Raw genomic sequence first — 19,573 nt, 5'->3', positions numbered from 1 at the left:
GTTGCCAGGAATGACAAAGCTCGACGAACTTGCGTGAGGCTTTTCAACATAACCGCTATAATCGCCGCCTTTTCATCGGGCTATACGATTTCTGACATGAGCCAATCCAGCGACCTGATTCAATCGGCACAACGCACCATCCGCCTCGAAGTGGAAGCCGTACAAGGCTTGTTGCCCCATATCGACGCCGATTTCGTACGCGCTTGCGAGATGATTCTGGCCAGCAAGGGCCGTGTGGTCGTGGTCGGCATGGGCAAATCCGGGCACGTCGGCAACAAGATTGCCGCGACCCTGGCCAGCACCGGCACCCCGGCATTTTTTGTTCATCCAGCCGAAGCCAGCCACGGCGACATGGGCATGATCACCCGCGATGACGTGATCCTTGCCCTCTCCAACTCCGGCTCGACCAACGAAATCGTCACCCTGCTGCCGTTGATCAAGCGCCTGGGCATCCAGTTGATCAGCCTGACCGGCAATCCACAGTCACCGCTGGCCAAGGCCGCCGAAGTCAATCTCAACGTTCACGTCGAGCACGAAGCCTGCCCGCTGAACCTGGCACCGACTTCCTCGACCACCGCTGCGCTGGTCATGGGCGATGCCCTGGCCGTGGCGCTGCTGGAAGCCCGGGGTTTTACCGCCGAAGATTTTGCTTTCTCCCACCCGGGCGGCGCCCTGGGTCGACGCCTGTTGCTGAAAGTGGAAAACGTCATGCACGCCGGCCAGGAGCTGCCGCAAGTGCAACGCGGTACCCTGCTCAAGGACGCGCTCATGGAAATGACCCGCAAGGGCCTGGGTATGACCGCGATCGTTGAAGCCGATGGCAAACTCGCCGGGATCTTCACCGACGGCGACTTGCGCCGTACCCTGGATCGCAGCATCGACATCCGCAGCGCCACCATCGACCAGGTCATGACCGCACACGGCAAGACCGCACGGCCCGAGATGCTCGCCGCCGAAGCGCTGAAAATCATGGAAGACCACCGAATCAACGCACTGGTGGTCGTGGACGAAGAAGATCGCCCGATCGGCGCCTTCAACCTCTCCGATCTGCTGCGTGCAGGAGTGATGTAATGACAACCGATCTGCTGCAACGCGGCAAAGCGATCAAACTGGCGGTGTTCGACGTCGATGGCGTCCTCACTGACGGGCGCCTGTACTTCCTCGAAGACGGCAGCGAATTCAAGACCTTCAACACCCTCGACGGCCAGGGCATCAAGATGCTGATGAATGCCGGCGTAGAAACCGCCATTATCAGCGGCCGCAAGACGCCGGTGGTCGAGCGCCGGGCGAAGAACCTCGGCATCCCGCACCTGTTTCAGGGCCGCGAAGACAAATTGGTGGTTCTGGACGGCCTATTGGCGCAACTGGGCCTAAGCTATGAACAGGTCGCCTACCTCGGTGACGACCTGCCTGACCTGCCGGTGATCCGCCGCGTAGGCTTGGGCATGGCCGTGGCCAATGCTGCCGACTTCGTGCGTGAACACGCCCATGGCGTGACCCGGGCCCGCGGTGGCGAAGGTGCCGCCCGAGAGTTCTGCGAATTGATCCTGCGCGCCCAGGGCCGCCTCGATGCGGCCAACGCCGCGTACCTGTGAGCCAAACCATGTTTAGCAAAAAATTTCGCAACTTCCTGTTGTTCGGCTGTATCGCTGCCCTGTTTGCAGCGGTCGGCTACTGGAACATCAGCCCTGAACGGTTCCTCGACAAACCCGTGACCAAGGTCGAAGACACCGCCATCGACTGGTACGCCACGAACACGCATACCCTGCAATACCTTCCGGACGGCAAGGTGCAGTACGAAATGACGTCGGACAAGGCCGAGCATCTGAAAGCGACGGACGTGACACTGGTCACCAAACCCGACCTCAACATGTTCCGCGGCACAGACTTTCCATGGCACGTGACCAGCGAGCGTGGCGAAGTGAACCCGGACGGAACCCAGGTAGAACTGATCGACTCGGTACGCATCAAGCGCACCGATGAAAAGAACCGCGACACCCTGATCACCAGCACCCGCATGACGGTGTTCCCTCAGCAGCAATATGCGCAGACCGAGCAACCCGTTAGAATCGACGGCGCTGGCGGTGTATCGACTGGCGTGGGAATGAAGGCGTATTTGAAGGAAAGCAGGATACACCTGCAATCGAACGTAAGAGGACAGTATGAGGCTCGTTAAAACCCTCCCTATTTTGCTCAGTCTGGGCGCAGCACTGGGAAGCGTGAGCGCCTGGGCTCTGCCGAACGATCAGCAGCAACCTATCCGCATTCAGGCCGACGACGCCCAACTGGACGACAAGAATGGCATCGCCACCTATAAAGGTGACGTGATCATCACCCAGGGTTCGATGATCGTTAAGGGCAATACGGTGACCATCACCCGTACCCCGACCGGCGACATCGACGTGGTGACCTCGGTGGGTAACCTTGCCTACTTCGAGCAGTTGCAAACCCAGGGTGACACCAAGCCTGTACAGGGCTGGGGCGTGACGATCCAGTATCACGCCGCGCAAAACCGCGTCGTGCTGATCGACAAGGCCAAGGTTGTCGACAAGGACAACAACACCACCCAGGGCGAGAAAATCGTCTATGACACGGTGAGAAAACTGGCCAGCGCCGGTCGCGCTACCGGCAACAAGGTCACCGAGACGCGTCCGCGCATCGACATGGTGATCCAGCCGAAGAAGAAAACCGACGAGAAAACCCAGTAATGGCAACTCTGAAAGCTCAGCACCTGGCCAAGGCCTATAAAAGCCGCCAGGTCGTGCGTGACGTCAGCCTGTCGATCGACAGCGGCCAGATCGTCGGCCTGCTCGGCCCGAACGGCGCCGGCAAGACCACCTGCTTCTACATGATCGTCGGCCTGGTGCAGGCCGATCAGGGCCGCGTACTGATCGACGATCTGGACGTCAGCCACCAGCCGATGCACGGTCGCGCCAAGGCCGGTATCGGCTATCTGCCGCAAGAAGCATCGATCTTCCGCAAACTGTCAGTGGCCGACAACATCATGGCGATCCTCGAGACCCGTCAGGAGCTCGACAAGGCCGGTCGTCGCAAGGAGCTGGAAAGCCTGCTGCAGGAGTTCCATATCAGCCACATCCGCGACAACCTCGGCATGAGCCTGTCCGGTGGTGAACGCCGTCGGGTGGAAATCGCCCGCGCCCTGGCAACCGCCCCGAAATTCATCCTGCTCGACGAACCGTTCGCCGGTGTCGACCCGATCTCGGTCGGCGACATCAAGCAGATCATCCATCACCTCAAGGCCAAGGGCATCGGTGTGCTGATCACCGACCATAACGTGCGTGAGACGCTGGATATCTGCGAGACCGCCTACATCGTCAACGACGGTCAACTGATCGCTGAAGGCGATGCGGCAACCATCCTTGCCAACGACCTGGTGAAGGAAGTGTACCTGGGCCACGAGTTCCGCCTCTAAAGCGCGAGCGCATTCGGCCAGCCGTCCGGGTGCTGTAACGTTGAAGCGCTTTTTTTATACGCTTTATTGTTACAGCGCTCTAGGCAAACACGACAGTTTCAGGCATATAATTTGCTTAAGTTTGGCGCTTCGGCGCCCTGTAGTGGATGGCGCATGCGCGCCGGCGAATAAGGTGTTAAGCCCCTGCCATGAAACCATCGCTAGTCTTGAGAATGGGCCAGCAGCTGACGATGACACCGCAGCTGCAACAGGCCATCCGCCTGCTCCAATTGTCGACCCTGGATCTGCAACAGGAAATCCAGGAGGCCCTGGAATCCAATCCGATGCTCGAGCGCCAGGAAGAAGGCGACGACTTCGACAACTCCGATCCATTGGCCGACAACGCCGAACAAAAACCCAACACCGAGATTCAGGAACCCTCCTATCAGGAAACCGCCCCGACGGTGGACAACCTGGAGGAAGGCGAATGGAACGAGCGCATTCCTAACGAATTGCCCGTCGATACCGCCTGGGAAGACGTCTACCAGACCAGCGCCAGCAGCCTGCCCAGCAGCGATGACGACGAGTGGGATTTCACCACCCGCACCTCCGCCGGGGAAAGCCTGCAAAGCCATCTGCTGTGGCAACTGAACCTGGCGCCGATGTCCGACACCGACCGCCTGATCGCCGTGACCCTGATCGATTGCATCAACAATCAGGGTTATCTCGACGAAACCCTCGAAGAAATTCTCGACGCCTTTGATCCGGAACTCGACATCGAGCTGGACGAGATCGAAGCCGTCCTGCACCGCATCCAGCAATTCGAACCCGCCGGCATCGGCGCGCGCAACCTCGGTGAATGCCTGTTGCTGCAACTGTGTCAGCTCCCGGCCAAGACTCCTTGGCTGACCGAAGCCAAGCGTCTGGTCAGCGATTACATCGATCTGCTTGGCAATCGCGACTACAGCCAGCTGATGCGACGCATGAAGCTCAAGGAAGACGAGCTGCGTCAGGTCATCGAACTGGTGCAGAGCCTCAATCCGCGCCCGGGTTCACAGATCGAATCCACCGAAGCCGAGTACGTGGTGCCTGACGTGATTGTGCGCAAGGACAACGAACGCTGGCTGGTCGAGCTGAATCAGGAGTCGGTGCCTCGTCTGCGGGTCAATGCGCAGTACGCCGGGTTCGTGCGGCGCGCCGACACCAGCGCCGACAACACCTTCATGCGCAATCAGCTGCAGGAAGCGCGCTGGTTCATCAAGAGCCTGCAAAGCCGCAATGAAACCCTGATGAAGGTGGCCACCCAGATCGTCGAGCACCAACGTGGCTTCCTGGAATACGGCGACGAAGCCATGAAACCGTTGGTCCTGCATGACATCGCCGAGGCGGTCGGCATGCACGAATCGACGATTTCCCGGGTCACCACGCAGAAATTCATGCATACCCCTCGGGGCATTTATGAACTGAAATACTTTTTCTCCAGCCACGTCAGCACCTCCGAAGGCGGTGAATGCTCATCCACGGCGATCCGCGCGATCATCAAAAAACTGGTCGCGGCGGAAAATCAGAAAAAGCCATTGAGTGACAGCAAGATCGCTGGTTTACTGGAGGCACAAGGCATTCAGGTGGCTCGCCGCACCGTCGCCAAGTACCGTGAATCCCTCGGGATCGCGCCTTCGAGCGAACGCAAGCGGTTGATGTAAGCCACGTTACAGCGTTCCAGTGGCAGGCTATCCGGCCTGCCGCTTTATGCACTGGCAACGAAGGAGAAGCTGTATGCAAGTCAACATCAGTGGACACCAACTGGAAGTGACCGAACCTCTGCGCACCTACATCAACGAGAAACTCGAACGATTGGAGCGCCATTTCGACAAGATCACCAACGTGCAGGTCACGATGTGCGTCGAAAAGCTCAAGCAGAAAATCGAAGCCACCTTGCATATACCCGGCAGCGAAGTGGTCGCCAACGCAGAAGATACCGACATGTATGCTGCGATCGACTCACTGACCGACAAGCTGGATCGCCAACTCAAAAAGCATAAGGAAAAGACCCAGAGCCTCCTTCAGGGCGCAACCGGTCGTTAACACTCCCAACCCATGATCCGACTTGAAAGTATCCTGACCCCCGGCCGTTCCCTGGTGAACGTGCCGGGCGGCAGTAAAAAGAAAGCCCTCGAACAGATTGCCAACCTCGTCCATAAAGAAGTGCCGGATCTGGCCATGCAGGATGTGTTCGATGCGCTGATCGCCCGTGAGAAACTCGGTTCCACCGGTTTCGGCAACGGCATCGCCATTCCCCACTGTCGCCTCAAAGGCTGCGAAGCGCCTATCAGCGCATTGATGCACCTTGATGCCCCCATTGATTTCGATGCCATCGACGGCGCTCCGGTTGACTTGCTGTTTGTCCTGCTGGTCCCGGAAGCGGCCACCGATGCTCACCTGGAATTACTGCGCCAGATCGCCAGCATGCTCGATCGCAAGGAAGTGCGCGAAAAACTGCGCAGCGCACCGAGTAACGAAGCCTTGTATCAGGTCGTCCTGAGCGAGCAGAACGGTCATTAATCATGCGTTTGATCATCGTCAGCGGCCGCTCCGGCTCGGGTAAAAGTACCGCCCTGGATGTCCTTGAGGACAACGGCTACTACTGCATCGACAACCTGCCGGCCGGCTTGCTGCCGGAACTCGCCGAACGCGCCCTGATTCATACCGAGCTGGCCCAGCCGCTGGTGGCCGTGTCGATCGATGCACGCAATCTGCCGAGCCACCTGTCGCGTTTCCCCGAACTGCTTGAAGAAGTCCGCGCCCGCCACATCCAGTGCGATGTGCTGTATCTGGATGCTGACGAAGAAACCCTGCTCAAGCGCTTCTCGGAAACCCGCCGACGCCATCCGCTGAGCACTGCCAACCGCTCGCTGGCCGAAGCGATCAACGACGAAACTGCCCTGCTCGGCCCGATTGCCGACCTGGCCGACCTCAAGGTCAACACCACCAATCTGAATCTGTACCAGCTGCGTGACACCATCAAGTTGCGCCTGCTGAATCAGCCAGAGCCGGGCACGGCGTTTCTGGTCGAGTCGTTTGGCTTCAAGCGCGGCATGCCGGTGGACGCGGATCTGGTGTTCGACGTGCGCTGCCTGCCCAACCCGTACTGGAAGCCGGAGCTACGCGCCCAATCGGGTCTCGATGCACCAGTCGCCGAATACCTGGCGGCGCAGCCGGAAGTCGAGGAGATGTATCAGGATATCTTCGGCTATCTGAATAAATGGCTGCCACGCTTTGCGGCGAGCAACCGCGCCTACGTCACCATTGCCATTGGCTGCACAGGTGGGCATCACCGCTCCGTTTACCTGACCGAACGCCTGGGTCAGGCCCTGCAGAAAACCCTGAAGAACGTCCAGGTTCGCCACCGCGACCTCACTTAAAGGATTCACACCGCGATGCCTGCTCTGGAAATCGAAATCATCAATAAACTGGGCCTGCATGCCCGAGCTTCGGCCAAGTTCGTCGGGGTGGCGGGTCAGTTCCCGGATTGCACGATCAGAGTGGGTCGTACACCAGAAACAACCGTGGACGGTAAAAGCATCATGGCGATGATGATGCTGGCTGCCGGCAAGGGCACGAAGATCTATCTGAGTACCGAAGGCCATCAGGAAAAAGAAGCGCTGGATGCGCTGGTGGCGTTGATCAACAACTACTTCGATGAGGGTGGTTGATCGTTAAAGATTAAAAGATCGCAGCCTGCGGCAGCTCCTACAGTGAACGCATTCCAATGCAGGAGCTGCCGCAGGCTGCGATCTTTTGATATTCAGCCCAATGCGGTATCCATCACCATCATCAGACAAAACCCGATCAGCAAGCCAAGACTGGCCAGCTTGTCATGACCATTGCGTCGCGACTCGGGGATCACCTCATGCGTCACTACCAGCAACATCGCTCCCGCGGCCAGCGCCAGCCCCAACGGCAACAACAACTCTGCCAGGCTGACCAGCCACGCACAGAGCAGCGCAAAAACCGGCTCGACCAGCCCTGACGCCGCACCGATCAAAAACGCCTTGACCCGCGACATCCCGGCCCCGGCCAACACCAGCGCAATCACTAACCCCTCTGGCACATCCTGCAAGGCGATGCCCATCGCCAGGCTGTCGGCATCCGGCATGCCGCCGCCAGCAGACACCCCCACCGCCATGCCTTCCGGGATGTTGTGGGCAATGATGGCAAACACGAACAGCCAGATCCGCGGCGCAATCACCGGGCGCTCAGGGGTACCGACGAGCATTTCCGGTGAGGCGCCGGACAGTTTCAGGTCCGCCAGATACAGACCGAATGCACCGAGCATGATGCCGAAGCAGATCAACCCGCTGGCAGCCCACGGTGTCAGGCCCAGACTTTCAGCAGCAGCGATACCTGGCACGATCAGCGAAAACGCAGTCGCCGCCAGCATCACGCCGGCGCCGAACCCCAACAGCGTATCGCTGAGCCTCTGCGGCATGCGCCGGATCACCAGCACCGGCACCGCGCCGAGCGCCGTGCCGAGGGCGCAAATCGCGCCACCCTGCAAGGCCCGCGACAGTTTCGGCTGCAGATCCAGCCACTCCAGCCCATGCGCCGCCAGCAAAGTCATGCCCGCCAGCAGCAACAGCGACCCGATCGCGTAACGAAACATGCGTCCACCGCCAGCCGCCAGTGTTTCAGTGCTCATAGTCAGCCTTGGATTGTTTTTATGGATGACTTAAAACCAGAGCAGCCTGATAACGCGCGGCAACTTCAGGCCAATTGATCACGTTGTAGAACGCGTTGATGTATTCCGGGCGACGGTTTTGGTAACGCAGGTAGTAGGCGTGTTCCCAGACGTCCAGACCGAGAATCGGCGTGTTGCCGTTCATCAACGGGCTGTCCTGATTGCCGCTACTTTCCACGACCAGTTCTTTTTCCGGGGTCACGCTGAGCCAGGCCCAGCCACTGCCGAAACGGGTCAGCGCGGCTTTGGTGAAGGCCTCCTTGAAGCTGTCGAGACCGCCCAATTGCTCCTCGATCGCCTTGGCCAGTGCACCGTCAGGCTTGCCGCCACCGTTGGGCACCATGACTTCCCAGAACAGCGAATGGTTGGCATGCCCGCCACCCTGATTGATCACGGCCGCACGGAGTTTTTCCGGCAACTGCTGGACGCTGGCGACCAGTTTTTCCACCGGCCACTCGGCGTACTCAGTGCCTTCGACGGCAGCGTTGAGGTTGTTAATGTAGGTCTGGTGGTGCTTGGTGTAGTGAATCTCCATGGTTTGCGCATCGATGTGCGGTTCCAGGGCGTCGTAGGCGTACGGCAAGGCAGGCAAGGTAAAAGCCATTTCAGTGGACTCCATGGTGATGTGAGGCTGACGCGCGGCGTGCATTGCCGATGTCCGGGTGCAGCAGGCGCTGGGTGCGCGGGTATTCGCCGTGTTCGCCGATGAAATTCAGCAGCTCGACGTAGGTCTTGCTGCTCTGGCGCAACGCCGCTTCCCGCAGGGCCGGGCGCAGGCGCTCGTCCTGCATGGTCTGCAATAACCGTTGATGAATCGCGCAGAGGTACTCGGCGCTCTCCTCCGGCTGGTTCAGGCGCAGGTGCAGATCCGCCAGGTTGTGGTGGGAGATGACGCAGGCCGCCACTGCTTCGTCGGCGTCCGCCCAGCGTTCGAACAGCACTTGCGCCAAGGCCAGGGCTTGCAGGTAAGCCTCACGGGCATCAATCAGTTCGCCGAGCATGAAGCAGCGATTGGCCCGTTCGATCGTGCGTTTCCAGTGCTCCATGGTGAACCTCCAAAGCAGTTGCGGGATTTACACGCCGCCGGCAGTGAGTTTCTCGGGGTTGAGTAACTCTTCCAGTTGGCTGCGCGACAGGTCGGTGTGCTCCAGCGCGACGTCAATCACCGGGCGACCCTGTTTGTAGGCCTGCTTGGCGATTTCCGCGGCTTTCTGGTAACCGATGATCGGGTTGAGCGCGGTGACCAGAATCGGGTTGCGCGACAGCGCTTCCTTGAGCCGCGCCTCGTTGACCTTGAAGCTGGCGATGGCTTTGTCGCCGAGCAGACGGCTGGCATTGGCCAGCAGTTCGATGCTGCTCAGCAGGTTCTGGGCGATGATTGGCAGCATCACGTTCAGTTCGAAGTTGCCCGACTGGCCGGCGATGGTGATTACCGAATCGTTGCCGATGACTTGCGCGGCGACCATCGCGGTGGCTTCCGGGATCACCGGATTGACCTTGCCCGGCATGATTGAGGAGCCCGGCTGCAAAGCTTCCAGCTCGATTTCACCGAGACCGGCGAGCGGGCCGGAGTTCATCCAGCGCAAGTCGTTGGCGATTTTCATCAGCGACACGGCAATGGCCTTGAGCTGGCCGGAGACGGCGACGGCGGTGTCCTGCGAGCCGATCAGGGCGAACAGATCCTTGCCCGGAGTGAATTGCACATGGGTCAGCTGGCTTAATTGGCGGCTGAAACGCGCGGCGAATTCCGGGTGCGCATTGATCCCGGTGCCGACGGCCGTGCCACCCTGCGCCAGCGATTGCAGGCTCGGCAGCAGATCCTGCAGGTGGGCAATGTTGGCCTTGAGTTGCTGCGCCCAACCGTTGAGCACCTGACTCATGCGCACCGGCATCGCATCCATCAGGTGCGTGCGGCCGGTTTTAACGTGGTGATGCACTTGCACGGCTTTGTTTTCGATGACCTGCACCAGATGCAGCAACGCCGGCAGGAGTTGTTCGTGCAACGCCAGGGCAGCGCTGACGTGAATGGTGGTCGGGATGATGTCGTTGCTGCTCTGGCCGCAGTTGACGTGATCGTTCGGGTTGACCGGCTCGCCGAGCAGGCGACTGGCGAGGGTTGCGATCACTTCATTGGCGTTCATGTTGGAACTGGTGCCGGAGCCGGTCTGGAAGATATCCACCGGAAAATGCTGCATGAAATCGCCTTCGAGCAGGCCTTGCGCGGCGTCGCTGATGGCCTTGCCTTGCGAGGCGCTGAGCTGGTTGAGTTCAACGTTGGCCCGCGCGGCGGCGGCTTTGGCGAGGATCAGCGCACGGATGAACTGCGTTGGCATCGGTTTGCCGCTGATCGGGAAGTTATCCACTGCGCGCTGGGTCTGCGCGCCGTAGAGAGCGTCCACCGGCACCTGCAGTTCGCCCATGCTGTCGCGCTCAATACGAGTCTTGGTCATCTGAAAATCCTTGGACTGATTCAATGAGAGGAATCGAGGGTTGCAACTCGCAGGTCGCCAGTTGCCAGGTGTAGCGCTGCCAACGCTGGAGTCGGCAGTTGCACAGCGACAGGCGCTCCATTTCACGCAGCGGGCGCCAGGCTTGATCGAGACACAAGCTGCGCCAGTGCCATGGCAACGCGATGTCGGTGGCTGTGTCGAGCAGCAAGCGGAAGGAGGTTTCAGCGATGGTCCACGGGGAAGTCGCCGTGCAGCAGGCCAGATAACGGCCCTCGGCCAGGTAATGTTCGATCAGGCGCGGTTCGTCGGGGTCCATCGCGCAACGGATCTGGCGACTCATCCAGCGCCAGCTTTCGAGGTATGGCTGCTCGTGCAAGGCAGAACTCATGATCCGGGACTCGTTCGGAGATGAGATTAATTATTAGATGATAATGAGAACCAAAACAAGAGCACTTGGTTACACAAACTCCATTGTGGGAGCGAGCCTGCTCGCGAAGGCGTCGTGTCAGTCACCGCTGCGGTCGGCTGTTAAATCGCTTTCGCGAGCAGGCTCGCTCCCACAGAGTTTTGTGCCGAGCCATGAAAAAAGGCGCGCCACCCGATTGGGTGGCGCGCCTTTTTGTAACCGCCGGGTTTTAGCTGCCCGCCACAGTCATCCGCTCAATCAACACCGAGCCCGTGCGAATATTGCTGCGCAGCTCCAGATCATTACCGACGGCGACGATCTGCTTGAACATGTCACGCATGTTGCCGGCGATGGTCACTTCCTGCACCGCGAACTGGATTTCGCCGTTCTCGACCCAGAAACCCGCCGCACCACGCGAATAATCGCCAGTGACCATGTTCAAGCCATGCCCCATCAACTCGGTAACCAGCAGCCCACGGCCCATACGACGCAGCAGCGCTGCCTGATCTTCATCACCATGCGTCACAAACAGGTTATGCACGCCCCCCGCGTTGGCGGTGCTTGGCATGCCGAGTTTGCGCCCGGAGTACGTGCCGAGGATGTACGACACCAATTCGCCCTTTTCGACGAACGGTTTGGCGTAGGTGGCCAGACCATCACCGTCGTAAGAGGCACTGCCCATGGCGCGCATCAGATGTGGACGCTCATCGATGGTCAGCCATTCCGGAAACAGCTTCTGCCCCAGCGTGCCTTCGAGGAACGACGATTTGCGATACAGACTGCCGCCAGACACCGCCGACAGGAAGCTGCCGAACAACCCGCCCGCCAGCTCGGCGGAAAACAGCACCGGCACTTCGCAGGTCGGCACCGGACGCGCGCCCAGACGACTCGCGGCCCGTTGCGCGGCACGCTGACCGATGCTCACCGGATCCGCCAGCAGGCTGCCCTGACGATTGACGTCATACCAGTAATCGCGCTGCATCTGGCCATCAGCTTCGGCGATCATCACGCAGCTCAGGCTGTGCCGGGTCGACGCGTAGCCGCCGATGAAACCGTGGCTGTTGCCATACACGCGGCAGCCCTGATGGGTGCTGAGGGTGGTGCCGTCGGCGTTCTTGATTCGCGCATCGGCGTCGAACGCCGCCGCTTCACAGAGCAACGCCTTCTCGATCGCCTGCTCCGGGGTGATGTCCCATTCGTGGAACAGGTCGAAATCCTGCACCTCCCTGGCCATCAACGCGGCATCGGCGAGGCCCGAGGCTTCGTCTTCAGAGGTGTGTCTGGCGATCGCCAGTGCGGCAGCAACGGTTTCACGAATCGCATCCGGCCCGGTGGCGGAGGTGCTGGCCGAGCCTTTGCGCTGGCCGACGTACAGGGTGATGCCAAAGCCCTGGTCGCGATTGAACTCGACCGTCTCGACCTCACGCTGGCGCACCGAGGTCGACAAACCCTGCTCCAGCGACACCGCAACTTCGCAGGCACTGGCGCCCTGACGCTTGGCTTCGGCGATGATCTGCTCGACCTGTTCCTGCAGTGCCGGCAATGCTTGCGGGCCGACGCTTTGAACTGCACTCATGCTCATCTCCACTCAAATTCTGCTTTCGGCTGGGGTCATCGAGCGACCGGGCCGGACAAGCGGCCCCCGACTGGTTATCATGGCGGCGTTTCTTTGCGGACTGCCACCATGGTTGATTCTTACGACGACTCCCTCGATACGGGAGAAAAAAGCAAATCTCAGGTCAAACGCGAGCTGCATGCTCTGGTTGACCTTGGCGAGCGCCTTACAACACTCAAGCCCGACTTGCAGGCAAAACTGCCATTGACCGACGCTCTGCGCCGGGCCCTGGCCGATGCGCCGAAGCACACCGCGAACATCGCGCGTAAACGGCACCTGCAGTTCATCGGCAAACTGATGCGCGATCAGGACACTGACGCGATTCTGGTCCTGCTCGATCAACTCGATGCCTCCACCCGTCAGTACAACGAGCGTTTCCACAACCTCGAACGCTGGCGTGACCGGCTGATCGCCGGTGACGATGCCGTGCTGGAGAAATTCGTCGTCGAATACCCCGATGCCGATCGCCAGCAACTGCGTTCGCTGATCCGTCAGGCTCAGCACGAGGTTGCACACAACAAACCTCCTGCTTCCAGCCGCAAGATCTTCAAGTACATCCGTGAGCTGGACGATACGCAACGCGGTCTGCGTTGAGATTCGTCCCTGTAGGAGCTGCCGCAGGCTGCGATCTTTTGATCTTGTAAAAACAAAGATCGCAGCCTGCGGCAGCTCCTACAGCTGGTTTTTTTATGCGCCCGTGCCCCCCACGGTAATCGCATCGATCTTCAGCGTCGGCTGACCGACACCCACCGGTACCGACTGCCCGTCCTTGCCGCACGTGCCCACACCGCTGTCCAGTGCCAGATCGTTACCGACCATCGACACCCGGCTCATCGCCTCGGGGCCGTTGCCGATCAACGTCGCGCCCTTGACCGGTGCGGTAATCTTGCCGTCCTCGATCAGGTACGCCTCGCTGGTGGAGAACACGAACTTGCCGCTGGTGATGTCAACCTGACCGCCGCCGAGGTTGGCGCAGTAGATGCCTTTCTTCACCGATGCGATGATTTCCGCCGGATCGCTTTCGCCACCGAGCATGTAGGTGTTGGTCATGCGCGGCATCGGCAGATGCGCGTATGACTCACGACGACCGTTGCCGGTACGGGCTACACCCATCAGGCGCGCGTTGAGCTTGTCCTGCATGTAACCCTTGAGCACACCGTTCTCGATCAGCGTGGTGCACTCGGTCGGAGTGCCTTCGTCATCGACGCTCAGCGAACCGCGACGGCCGCTCAACGTGCCATCATCGACAATGGTGCAGAGTTTGGAAGCGACCATTTCACCCATCCGCCCGCTGTAGGCCGAACTGCCCTTGCGGTTGAAATCCCCCTCCAGACCGTGGCCGACCGCTTCGTGCAGGAGCACGCCGGACCAACCCGAACCGAGGACGACAGGCAAGGTGCCGGCCGGTGCCGGAATCGCTTCCAGGTTCACCAGCGCCTGGCGCAGCGCTTCGCGGGCGTAGCCCATGGCGCGGTCTTCGGCGAGGAAATAGCGGTAATCGGTACGCCCGCCACCGCCATGCCCGCCGCGCTCGCGACGGCCATTCTGCTCGACGATCACGCTGACGTTGAAACGCACCAGCGGACGCACGTCAGCAGCCAGGCCACCGTCGGTGGACGCCACCAGAATCCGTTCCCAGACCCCGGCCATGCTCACGCTGACCTGTTGAATCCGTGGATCAAGGGCGCGGGTAGCGACGTCGATGCGCTTGAGCAGCTCGACTTTCTCGGCGCGGCTCAGCACTTCCAGCGGATTGTCCGGCGCGTACAGCTGTGCGACATCCTGAGTGCTGAAGGCCTGCACCGTGCCGTTCTGCCCGGCGCGGGAGATCGAACGCGCAGCACGCGCCGCCGCACCAAGGGCTTCAAGCGTGATCGCGTTGCTGTAGGCAAAACCGGTTTTCTCACCGGACTGCGCACGCACGCCAACTCCCTGGTCGAGGTTGAAGCTGCCTTCCTTGACGATACCGTCTTCCAGCGACCACGACTCGGAGATCTGGCCCTGGAAATACAGGTCGGCCGCATCGATCCCCGGGCCGGCCAGATCGCCGAGCACGCCTTGCAGGCTCTCGATGGTCACGCCGCCGGGCGCCAACAGGTGATCACTGACTGAGGACAACAACTCGCTCATAGGTTTACGCCTTAAATTCATGTTCTGAAGCAGGCCGCTGGGCGCCCTGCGAGAAAAACCGCCGATGACTCGTCACCGGCATTCGCGCCCTGATAGACGCTTGTTCGTCACTGTCGCGTGCGGCCAACAGCACCGCCTCGCCTTGATCCTGATGCGCCAGCACCCGGCCCCACGGGTCGACAATCGCCGCATGACCGAAGGTTTCACGCGGTCCCGGGTGAGTCCCGCCCTGCGCTGCCGCCAATACATAACACTGGGTCTCGATGGCCCGGGCGCGAATCAGTACCTCCCAGTGCGCCGCACCGGTCACAGCGGTGAAGGCCGACGGGGCGGTGATCAACTCGGCACCGGCAGCGCGCAATTCGCTGTACAACTCCGGAAAGCGCAGGTCGTAGCACACGGTCAGGCCGACTCGGCCGACCGGTGTGTCCGCCACCACGACGCCACTGCCATAAGCATAGTCATCGGATTCACGATACCGCCCGCGATTGTCCGCCACATCGACATCGAACAGGTGCAACTTGTCATACCGTGCAACGGTTTCACCCTGATCATTGACCAACAGCGAGCAGGCGTGAGACTTGGCGTCCGGTTGCCCGAGCGGCGGCAACGGCAAGGTGCCGGCAACTATCCATAACTTGAGGTCGCGAGCGGTCTGTTTTAACCATGGCAGGATCGGGCCTTCACCGAGCGCTTCGGCCCTGCCGATGTCGGCAATGTCACGACGACCCATGGCGGCGAAGTTTTCCGGCAGCACTGCCAGCTTCGCGCCGCCGGTTGCCGCCTGCTCAAGCAGGCGTCGGGCCTGCGCCAGATTGGCCAGCACATCGCTCTGGCTGACCATTTGAATCACCGCTAAAGACATGGCCGCTTCCTGACAGGGAGTCCACTTATCACTGCAGGAGCTGCCGCAGGCTGCGATCTTTTGATTTTGCTTTTAAAAACCACATCAAAAGATCGCAGCCTGCGGCAGCTCCTACACGGGGAAAAGCCTCATGCTACTCAAAAAGGCTTGTCGAAGGTGATTTTCGGCTCTTTCCACGGGCCCTTGACGGTGTATTTGACGCTGGCGAAGCGTGCCACGCGGTCACCGATCAGCTTGTCGATAAGGAACAATGCCCCGCCGACCGCTGGCGCGCCGACAATCAGCGCGGCGATCGGCAGATTGTTGGTCACCGGCAAGGTCACCAGCAATTTTGCATCGACCTGATCGCCAACCAGATCCAGCGTACCGTCCAGCTCAAGATTGCTTGAAGGACCGGTCAGCCGAATCGGCTCGCGGGTGACATACACGCCGTTATTGGCCACCAACAAACCCTTGACCCGGTCGTAGCTCAAGCCTTTGCCAAACAAGTCGGAGAAGTCCAGACGCAGACGGCGACCAATGGAATTGAAGTTGAGCAGACCGAACACCCGCAACGCCTGCGCGCCGCCCTCCACTTCAACGAACTGACCTTTATTCAGCGAGGCATCCAGCGTGCCGGAGAAACGCTTGGTCGCCAGCCACGCCGGCGATCCCGGCCAGCGGCCATCGACGTCCATGTGGAATTCTTCGCTGGTCACGCTCGGCGCAAAACCCCAGCCCTTCAGTACATCGGCGAGGTTTTTGCCGCTGGCCCGGCCTTTGAACCAGCTGTTGGTCGAGCCCGGGGTGCCTTCCCAGCCGCCATTGCCTTGCAACAGGATGCCCTTGAGGCCCATGTCCATATTGTTCAGGGCGAGACCTTTGGCCGTCGGCCGTACCTTGAGCGACCAGCCGCCCACCAGATCCGCGCCGAGAAACAATTGATTGATGGTGATGTCCAGCGCGGGAATCTTCGTCGGGTCGACGGAAACCAGCGGATCAGGCGAGTTCTCGTCGGCCTGCACCGTCGGATCCGGTGCCGGCAGCCGCACGTATTGCAGATTGACCGCGATCGGCGCGCCCTTGGCATCGGGAAGACTGGCCGAGCCTTTGGCCTGCTGGCTGTCGAGTGCCAGATTCCACGCCCACGGTTTGCGATTGACCTGAACTGCCGCCTGGTCGAGGGTGGTGCCGAATGCGGTGAGTTTGCCCACCTTGAAGTCGGCACTGTTGAGTAATTGCTTGGCGCTGCCACCCGGGTCGTTACCGGCGTATTTATTGACCAGGTCCTGCCACGGCGCGACGTCCAGCTCCGACAGCACACCGCGAATGCGCAGGCCTTTGGCGTCCGGCAGGACTGCGTCGCCAGTTCCGAGAAACAGCTCGCCACGACCATCGGCGAAACTGCTCGGCGGTGCGGCGAAGGTGAAGCTGGCCAGTTGATCGTAACTGACCCAAAAACGCCGCTCCGGACCTTGCAAGCTCATGCGGAACACCGTGTCACGCCCTTGCTGGGCCGACATGCCGAACGGCGCCGGCAGATCCACCGCGACGCCTTTCATGCTGGAGTTGACCGTCAGTTGACTGTCGGTGCCGTCCAGGTTGACCTGCAACTGATAGGGAAGGGTCCCAGACACCGGCAACGGTTGAGTCACGCCCAGCCAGTCAGTGAGTTTCTTGACCTCGACCTGCCCGGAAGCCGAGACCCGCGTCTTGAGCTTGCCCGGGCTGCCATCCGCGAAAATCTGCGCGGTCACCGGCTTGTCAAAAGCCTTGGCGGCGATGTTCTGCCCACTCAACCCCTTGGCGCTGTCGAAACGGAAATCGCCTTTGAGCTGGCTCAGCTCAAGTTTCGGCTCCGCCAGTTTCAAGCGCGCATTGGCAGTCTTGAAGTCGACGAGGATCTTCGGCAAATCGCCCTTTTCCAGCGGGATATCGAGTTTGACCTTGCCCTGCAGATCGCCCTCGCCTTCCCAGCCGGCAAACGTTTCGCCAGTGCCGATCGGCGCGGTCTGGAGAATTTTCAGGCCATCGCCCAATCCACCGGCAAACCCGCCGTCGAGGAACAGATGCGTATGCTGCCCCGCCGGGACATGAGGAATATTGACGAAAACATCGCTGACCTGGGTGTCGAGCAACTGCCCCTTGTCGGCCACGATGCGCACACCGCTGTCCTCGATGAACACGTCGCCACTGACCTTGCTCACGTGCGGCCAGCCTGGCTGGAACGCCAGCTCGGCGTCATGCACCTTGAAGAACAGGCTGATGCTGCGATCGACATCCTTGGCATTTTTGCTCAGCGAACCCTGGTACTGGAAAAACCCCTGGTCCACCGCGCCTTTGAGGATCGCCGTGCGCAGCCACTCGTCGAGGGCCGGGCTCAAGACTTCGGGCAGGTATTTGGCGGTGTAGCGACCGTCACCATCGACCAGCCCGACGCGCAGGTCCATGTAGTCTTCCTGGCTATGGTCGAAGTGCAGGCGGATCAGGAAATCGCCAGCGATCTTGCCCTCCTCGCCCAGCACTTTCAGGTAAGGCGCGATCAGGGTGAAACCTTCTTTATCGAGCTTCCAGGTCAGTCGGGCATTGGCCTGAATGTATTGCCACGGCTTGGCGAAGATCGGATCGAGGTGCAGGACGAAATCCTTGCTGTCCAGGCGCAGCTCGCCGCCGTCAAGGTTGCCGCTGAGGCTGCCACTGACGTTCCGCGCCGCCGGGGCACCGTGATAGGCGTCGAACCCGACTTTATCCAGATTGGCCGCGAAGCCGAATTTCGAGCCATCGGTAGCGTTCGGGCGAAAATCCAGCAACACGTTGCGCAACCCGCCGGTCACTTTCAGGTGATCGACAACAGTGGCGAAGCCTTCAGGCAGCGGCCCCAGTGCATTCAGCAACGGGGTGATCGGCTGCAAATCGAGGCGGTCAGCCTGCAGATGCCACAGCTCGTCGACTGTATCAGTGGCTGCCGTCTGCTTGAGCTGCACGTGAGTTTCCCAGCGGGTTTCGCCAACACTCATCGCCAGCGAATCGAGCGTAACGGTCGCGCCGTCATCGTCGCGCTGGTAATAGCCATTGAGCGCCAGATTGCTGATCTTGATCGGCTTGCGCTCGGCATAAGCGCCGGTCACCTGCGGTGCGTTCAAACGGACAGCGGCGCTTTGCAGGGCGCCGTCGTTCCAGTTCACCCACAGCTCGCCGCCCGCCTTGATCTCGGAAAAATTCCATTGCTGGGTCAAACGCTCGGGCAGCCACTTCGACCAGTCGCTTTGCGGCAGGCTGACATAGCCTTCCACCGAGCTGTCCGGCAGTCGGGAGGGGCGAATCCGTGTACGCAGGCTCATCGCCATCGGCTGCCCGTCGGGAAAAGTCAGACGAGCGTCGAGGCGCTGCCGGCTGCTGCCGGTTTTCAGGTTGAGGCCGACGTAGGTGAAGGTCATCGGCGCATGGTCCAGCGGCTGCACGGTCACCTGACTGTCGAGCACCGACAATTGCTGAACGATCTGCGAGCGCTTGAACAGTTGTTCGGGATCAAGCGGCTGGTCGTTCTGCACCGGCAGGCCTTCCAGCGCCCAACTACCGTCCTGCGCTTCCTTGACGCTGATTTTCAGACCGTTCAATTCCAGATGGGCGATACGCACTTCGCGCGCCAGCAGGCTGCCCCAGAGATCCGGCACCGCACGTACCCGGTCCAGACGCAAGGCATTCGCGCCGTCACCGACCATCACGTCATGGGCCAGCAGGATCGGTGCAAATCCGCTCCAGTCACCTTCCAGTTCGCCGATCTGCAACGGCATGCCGAGCGCGGCACTGGCCTTGTCTTCGATGTCGGTGCGGTACTCCGCCACCAGCGGCGTCAATTCCCGACCGAGGCTGACGTACAACGCCAACAGCACCAGAACCAACGCGCACAGGCCCAGTCCCCAGCGGGTGAGTGCGGCCAAAATGCGTGTCAGACGCTCCATGTCAGTTGGCTCCCAT

At 60.6% G+C, this 19,573-nt stretch carries 20 protein-coding genes; 11 read left to right on the top strand and 9 right to left on the bottom strand.

Annotated elements, in window-relative coordinates; genetic code table 11:
* The first annotated feature begins 96 nt into the window (after positions 1-96).
* The 10 genes from GTQ41_RS04370 (at position 97) to GTQ41_RS04325 (ending at position 7,125) form a co-directional block, all read left to right on the top strand.
* A complete protein-coding gene (locus GTQ41_RS04370) occupies positions 97-1,071 on the top strand; it encodes a KpsF/GutQ family sugar-phosphate isomerase (protein WP_027610849.1) in 975 nt (324 codons plus the stop codon).
* Positions 1,071-1,595 (top strand): HAD family hydrolase, encoded by a 525-nt coding sequence (locus GTQ41_RS04365; protein ID WP_007967216.1) that lies wholly within the window; start codon positions 1,071-1,073, stop codon positions 1,593-1,595. The genes GTQ41_RS04370 and GTQ41_RS04365 overlap by 1 nt, the downstream gene beginning before the upstream one ends.
* Positions 1,596-1,603: 8 nt before the next feature.
* The gene (gene lptC / locus GTQ41_RS04360; protein ID WP_041072852.1) at positions 1,604-2,176 is read left to right on the top strand and encodes an LPS export ABC transporter periplasmic protein LptC; all 573 of its coding nucleotides are present in this window, start codon (positions 1,604-1,606) and stop codon (positions 2,174-2,176) included.
* Complete coding sequence (lptA, locus tag GTQ41_RS04355) at positions 2,163-2,708, top strand: lipopolysaccharide transport periplasmic protein LptA (RefSeq protein ID WP_025109456.1); 546 nt, start codon at positions 2,163-2,165, stop codon at positions 2,706-2,708. The genes lptC and lptA overlap by 14 nt, the downstream gene beginning before the upstream one ends.
* Positions 2,708-3,433, top strand: coding sequence for an LPS export ABC transporter ATP-binding protein (lptB, locus tag GTQ41_RS04350; protein WP_041072850.1), 726 nt, complete (start codon positions 2,708-2,710; stop codon positions 3,431-3,433). Before lptA ends, lptB begins: the two co-directional genes overlap by 1 nt.
* A gap of 188 nt (positions 3,434-3,621) precedes the next feature.
* Entirely contained in the window at positions 3,622-5,115 is a 1,494-nt protein-coding gene (locus GTQ41_RS04345) for an RNA polymerase factor sigma-54 (protein ID WP_047291313.1), read from the top strand.
* Positions 5,116-5,188: 73 nt separating this feature from the next.
* On the top strand, positions 5,189-5,497 hold the full coding sequence (gene raiA / locus GTQ41_RS04340) for a ribosome-associated translation inhibitor RaiA (protein ID WP_025109458.1): 309 nt from the start codon (positions 5,189-5,191) through the stop codon (positions 5,495-5,497).
* 12 nt (positions 5,498-5,509) lie between these two features.
* Positions 5,510-5,974 (top strand): PTS IIA-like nitrogen regulatory protein PtsN, encoded by a 465-nt coding sequence (gene ptsN, locus GTQ41_RS04335; protein ID WP_047291311.1) that lies wholly within the window; start codon positions 5,510-5,512, stop codon positions 5,972-5,974.
* A 2-nt stretch (positions 5,975-5,976) separates the two neighbouring features.
* Positions 5,977-6,834, top strand: a complete 858-nt coding sequence (gene rapZ, locus GTQ41_RS04330) for an RNase adapter RapZ (protein WP_047291309.1) — start codon at positions 5,977-5,979, stop codon at positions 6,832-6,834.
* A 15-nt stretch (positions 6,835-6,849) separates the two neighbouring features.
* Entirely contained in the window at positions 6,850-7,125 is a 276-nt protein-coding gene (locus GTQ41_RS04325; protein ID WP_047291306.1) for an HPr family phosphocarrier protein, read from the top strand.
* Between the two features lie 92 nt (positions 7,126-7,217).
* Here GTQ41_RS04325 and GTQ41_RS04320 read toward each other — a convergent pair whose 3' ends face one another.
* From GTQ41_RS04320 to pmbA, 6 genes are all read right to left on the bottom strand, one after another.
* Positions 7,218-8,111: a ZIP family metal transporter gene (locus GTQ41_RS04320; protein WP_047291303.1), complete on the bottom strand. Its 894-nt coding sequence runs from the start codon at positions 8,109-8,111 to the stop codon at positions 7,218-7,220.
* Between the two features lie 19 nt (positions 8,112-8,130).
* Positions 8,131-8,754 carry a superoxide dismutase gene (locus tag GTQ41_RS04315; RefSeq protein WP_047291301.1) on the bottom strand — a complete coding sequence of 208 codons (624 nt, stop codon included), beginning with the start codon at positions 8,752-8,754 and terminating at the stop codon, positions 8,131-8,133.
* A 1-nt stretch (position 8,755) separates the two neighbouring features.
* The gene (locus GTQ41_RS04310; RefSeq protein WP_047291299.1) at positions 8,756-9,196 is read right to left on the bottom strand and encodes a hypothetical protein; all 441 of its coding nucleotides are present in this window, start codon (positions 9,194-9,196) and stop codon (positions 8,756-8,758) included.
* Positions 9,197-9,223: 27 nt separating this feature from the next.
* Complete coding sequence (locus GTQ41_RS04305) at positions 9,224-10,600, bottom strand: aspartate ammonia-lyase (RefSeq protein WP_047291297.1); 1,377 nt, start codon at positions 10,598-10,600, stop codon at positions 9,224-9,226.
* Positions 10,581-10,988 carry a hypothetical protein gene (locus tag GTQ41_RS04300; RefSeq protein WP_047291295.1) on the bottom strand — a complete coding sequence of 136 codons (408 nt, stop codon included), beginning with the start codon at positions 10,986-10,988 and terminating at the stop codon, positions 10,581-10,583. Before GTQ41_RS04300 ends, GTQ41_RS04305 begins: the two co-directional genes overlap by 20 nt.
* 247 nt (positions 10,989-11,235) lie before the next feature.
* Entirely contained in the window at positions 11,236-12,588 is a 1,353-nt protein-coding gene (gene pmbA, locus GTQ41_RS04295) for a metalloprotease PmbA (protein WP_179294942.1), read from the bottom strand.
* A gap of 102 nt (positions 12,589-12,690) precedes the next feature.
* On the opposite strand from pmbA, the gene yjgA reads away from it, so the two are divergent.
* On the top strand, positions 12,691-13,215 hold the full coding sequence (yjgA, locus tag GTQ41_RS04290; RefSeq protein ID WP_007961589.1) for a ribosome biogenesis factor YjgA: 525 nt from the start codon (positions 12,691-12,693) through the stop codon (positions 13,213-13,215).
* A gap of 93 nt (positions 13,216-13,308) precedes the next feature.
* Here the strand turns inward: yjgA and tldD are convergent, their stop codons facing one another.
* From tldD to GTQ41_RS04275, 3 genes are all read right to left on the bottom strand, one after another.
* Entirely contained in the window at positions 13,309-14,751 is a 1,443-nt protein-coding gene (gene tldD, locus GTQ41_RS04285) for a metalloprotease TldD (protein WP_007961588.1), read from the bottom strand.
* A gap of 4 nt (positions 14,752-14,755) precedes the next feature.
* Entirely contained in the window at positions 14,756-15,616 is an 861-nt protein-coding gene (locus GTQ41_RS04280; protein WP_047291290.1) for a carbon-nitrogen hydrolase family protein, read from the bottom strand.
* 137 nt (positions 15,617-15,753) lie between these two features.
* A complete protein-coding gene (locus GTQ41_RS04275) occupies positions 15,754-19,557 on the bottom strand; it encodes a YhdP family protein (protein ID WP_047291288.1) in 3,804 nt (1,267 codons plus the stop codon).
* Positions 19,558-19,573: the final 16 nt, after the last annotated feature.

This window comes from Pseudomonas sp. AN-B15, assembly GCF_019056475.1.
Classification (GTDB): domain Bacteria; phylum Pseudomonadota; class Gammaproteobacteria; order Pseudomonadales; family Pseudomonadaceae; genus Aquipseudomonas; species Aquipseudomonas parakoreensis.
Note: the sequence above shows the minus strand (reverse complement) of the source record. Positions and strands in the feature narration are given on the sequence as shown.

Coding starts and splice junctions, on each gene's coding strand:
- GTQ41_RS04370 (WP_027610849.1), top strand. CDS start 97: ATGAGCCAATCCAGCGACCTGATTCAATCGGCACAACGCACCATCCGC.
- GTQ41_RS04365 (WP_007967216.1), top strand. CDS start 1,071: ATGACAACCGATCTGCTGCAACGCGGCAAAGCGATCAAACTGGCGGTG.
- lptC (WP_041072852.1), top strand. CDS start 1,604: ATGTTTAGCAAAAAATTTCGCAACTTCCTGTTGTTCGGCTGTATCGCT.
- lptA (WP_025109456.1), top strand. CDS start 2,163: ATGAGGCTCGTTAAAACCCTCCCTATTTTGCTCAGTCTGGGCGCAGCA.
- lptB (WP_041072850.1), top strand. CDS start 2,708: ATGGCAACTCTGAAAGCTCAGCACCTGGCCAAGGCCTATAAAAGCCGC.
- GTQ41_RS04345 (WP_047291313.1), top strand. CDS start 3,622: ATGAAACCATCGCTAGTCTTGAGAATGGGCCAGCAGCTGACGATGACA.
- raiA (WP_025109458.1), top strand. CDS start 5,189: ATGCAAGTCAACATCAGTGGACACCAACTGGAAGTGACCGAACCTCTG.
- ptsN (WP_047291311.1), top strand. CDS start 5,510: ATGATCCGACTTGAAAGTATCCTGACCCCCGGCCGTTCCCTGGTGAAC.
- rapZ (WP_047291309.1), top strand. CDS start 5,977: ATGCGTTTGATCATCGTCAGCGGCCGCTCCGGCTCGGGTAAAAGTACC.
- GTQ41_RS04325 (WP_047291306.1), top strand. CDS start 6,850: ATGCCTGCTCTGGAAATCGAAATCATCAATAAACTGGGCCTGCATGCC.
- GTQ41_RS04320 (WP_047291303.1), bottom strand. CDS start 8,111: ATGAGCACTGAAACACTGGCGGCTGGCGGTGGACGCATGTTTCGTTAC.
- GTQ41_RS04315 (WP_047291301.1), bottom strand. CDS start 8,754: ATGGCTTTTACCTTGCCTGCCTTGCCGTACGCCTACGACGCCCTGGAA.
- GTQ41_RS04310 (WP_047291299.1), bottom strand. CDS start 9,196: ATGGAGCACTGGAAACGCACGATCGAACGGGCCAATCGCTGCTTCATG.
- GTQ41_RS04305 (WP_047291297.1), bottom strand. CDS start 10,600: ATGACCAAGACTCGTATTGAGCGCGACAGCATGGGCGAACTGCAGGTG.
- GTQ41_RS04300 (WP_047291295.1), bottom strand. CDS start 10,988: ATGAGTTCTGCCTTGCACGAGCAGCCATACCTCGAAAGCTGGCGCTGG.
- pmbA (WP_179294942.1), bottom strand. CDS start 12,588: ATGAGCATGAGTGCAGTTCAAAGCGTCGGCCCGCAAGCATTGCCGGCA.
- yjgA (WP_007961589.1), top strand. CDS start 12,691: ATGGTTGATTCTTACGACGACTCCCTCGATACGGGAGAAAAAAGCAAA.
- tldD (WP_007961588.1), bottom strand. CDS start 14,751: ATGAGCGAGTTGTTGTCCTCAGTCAGTGATCACCTGTTGGCGCCCGGC.
- GTQ41_RS04280 (WP_047291290.1), bottom strand. CDS start 15,616: ATGTCTTTAGCGGTGATTCAAATGGTCAGCCAGAGCGATGTGCTGGCC.
- GTQ41_RS04275 (WP_047291288.1), bottom strand. CDS start 19,557: ATGGAGCGTCTGACACGCATTTTGGCCGCACTCACCCGCTGGGGACTG.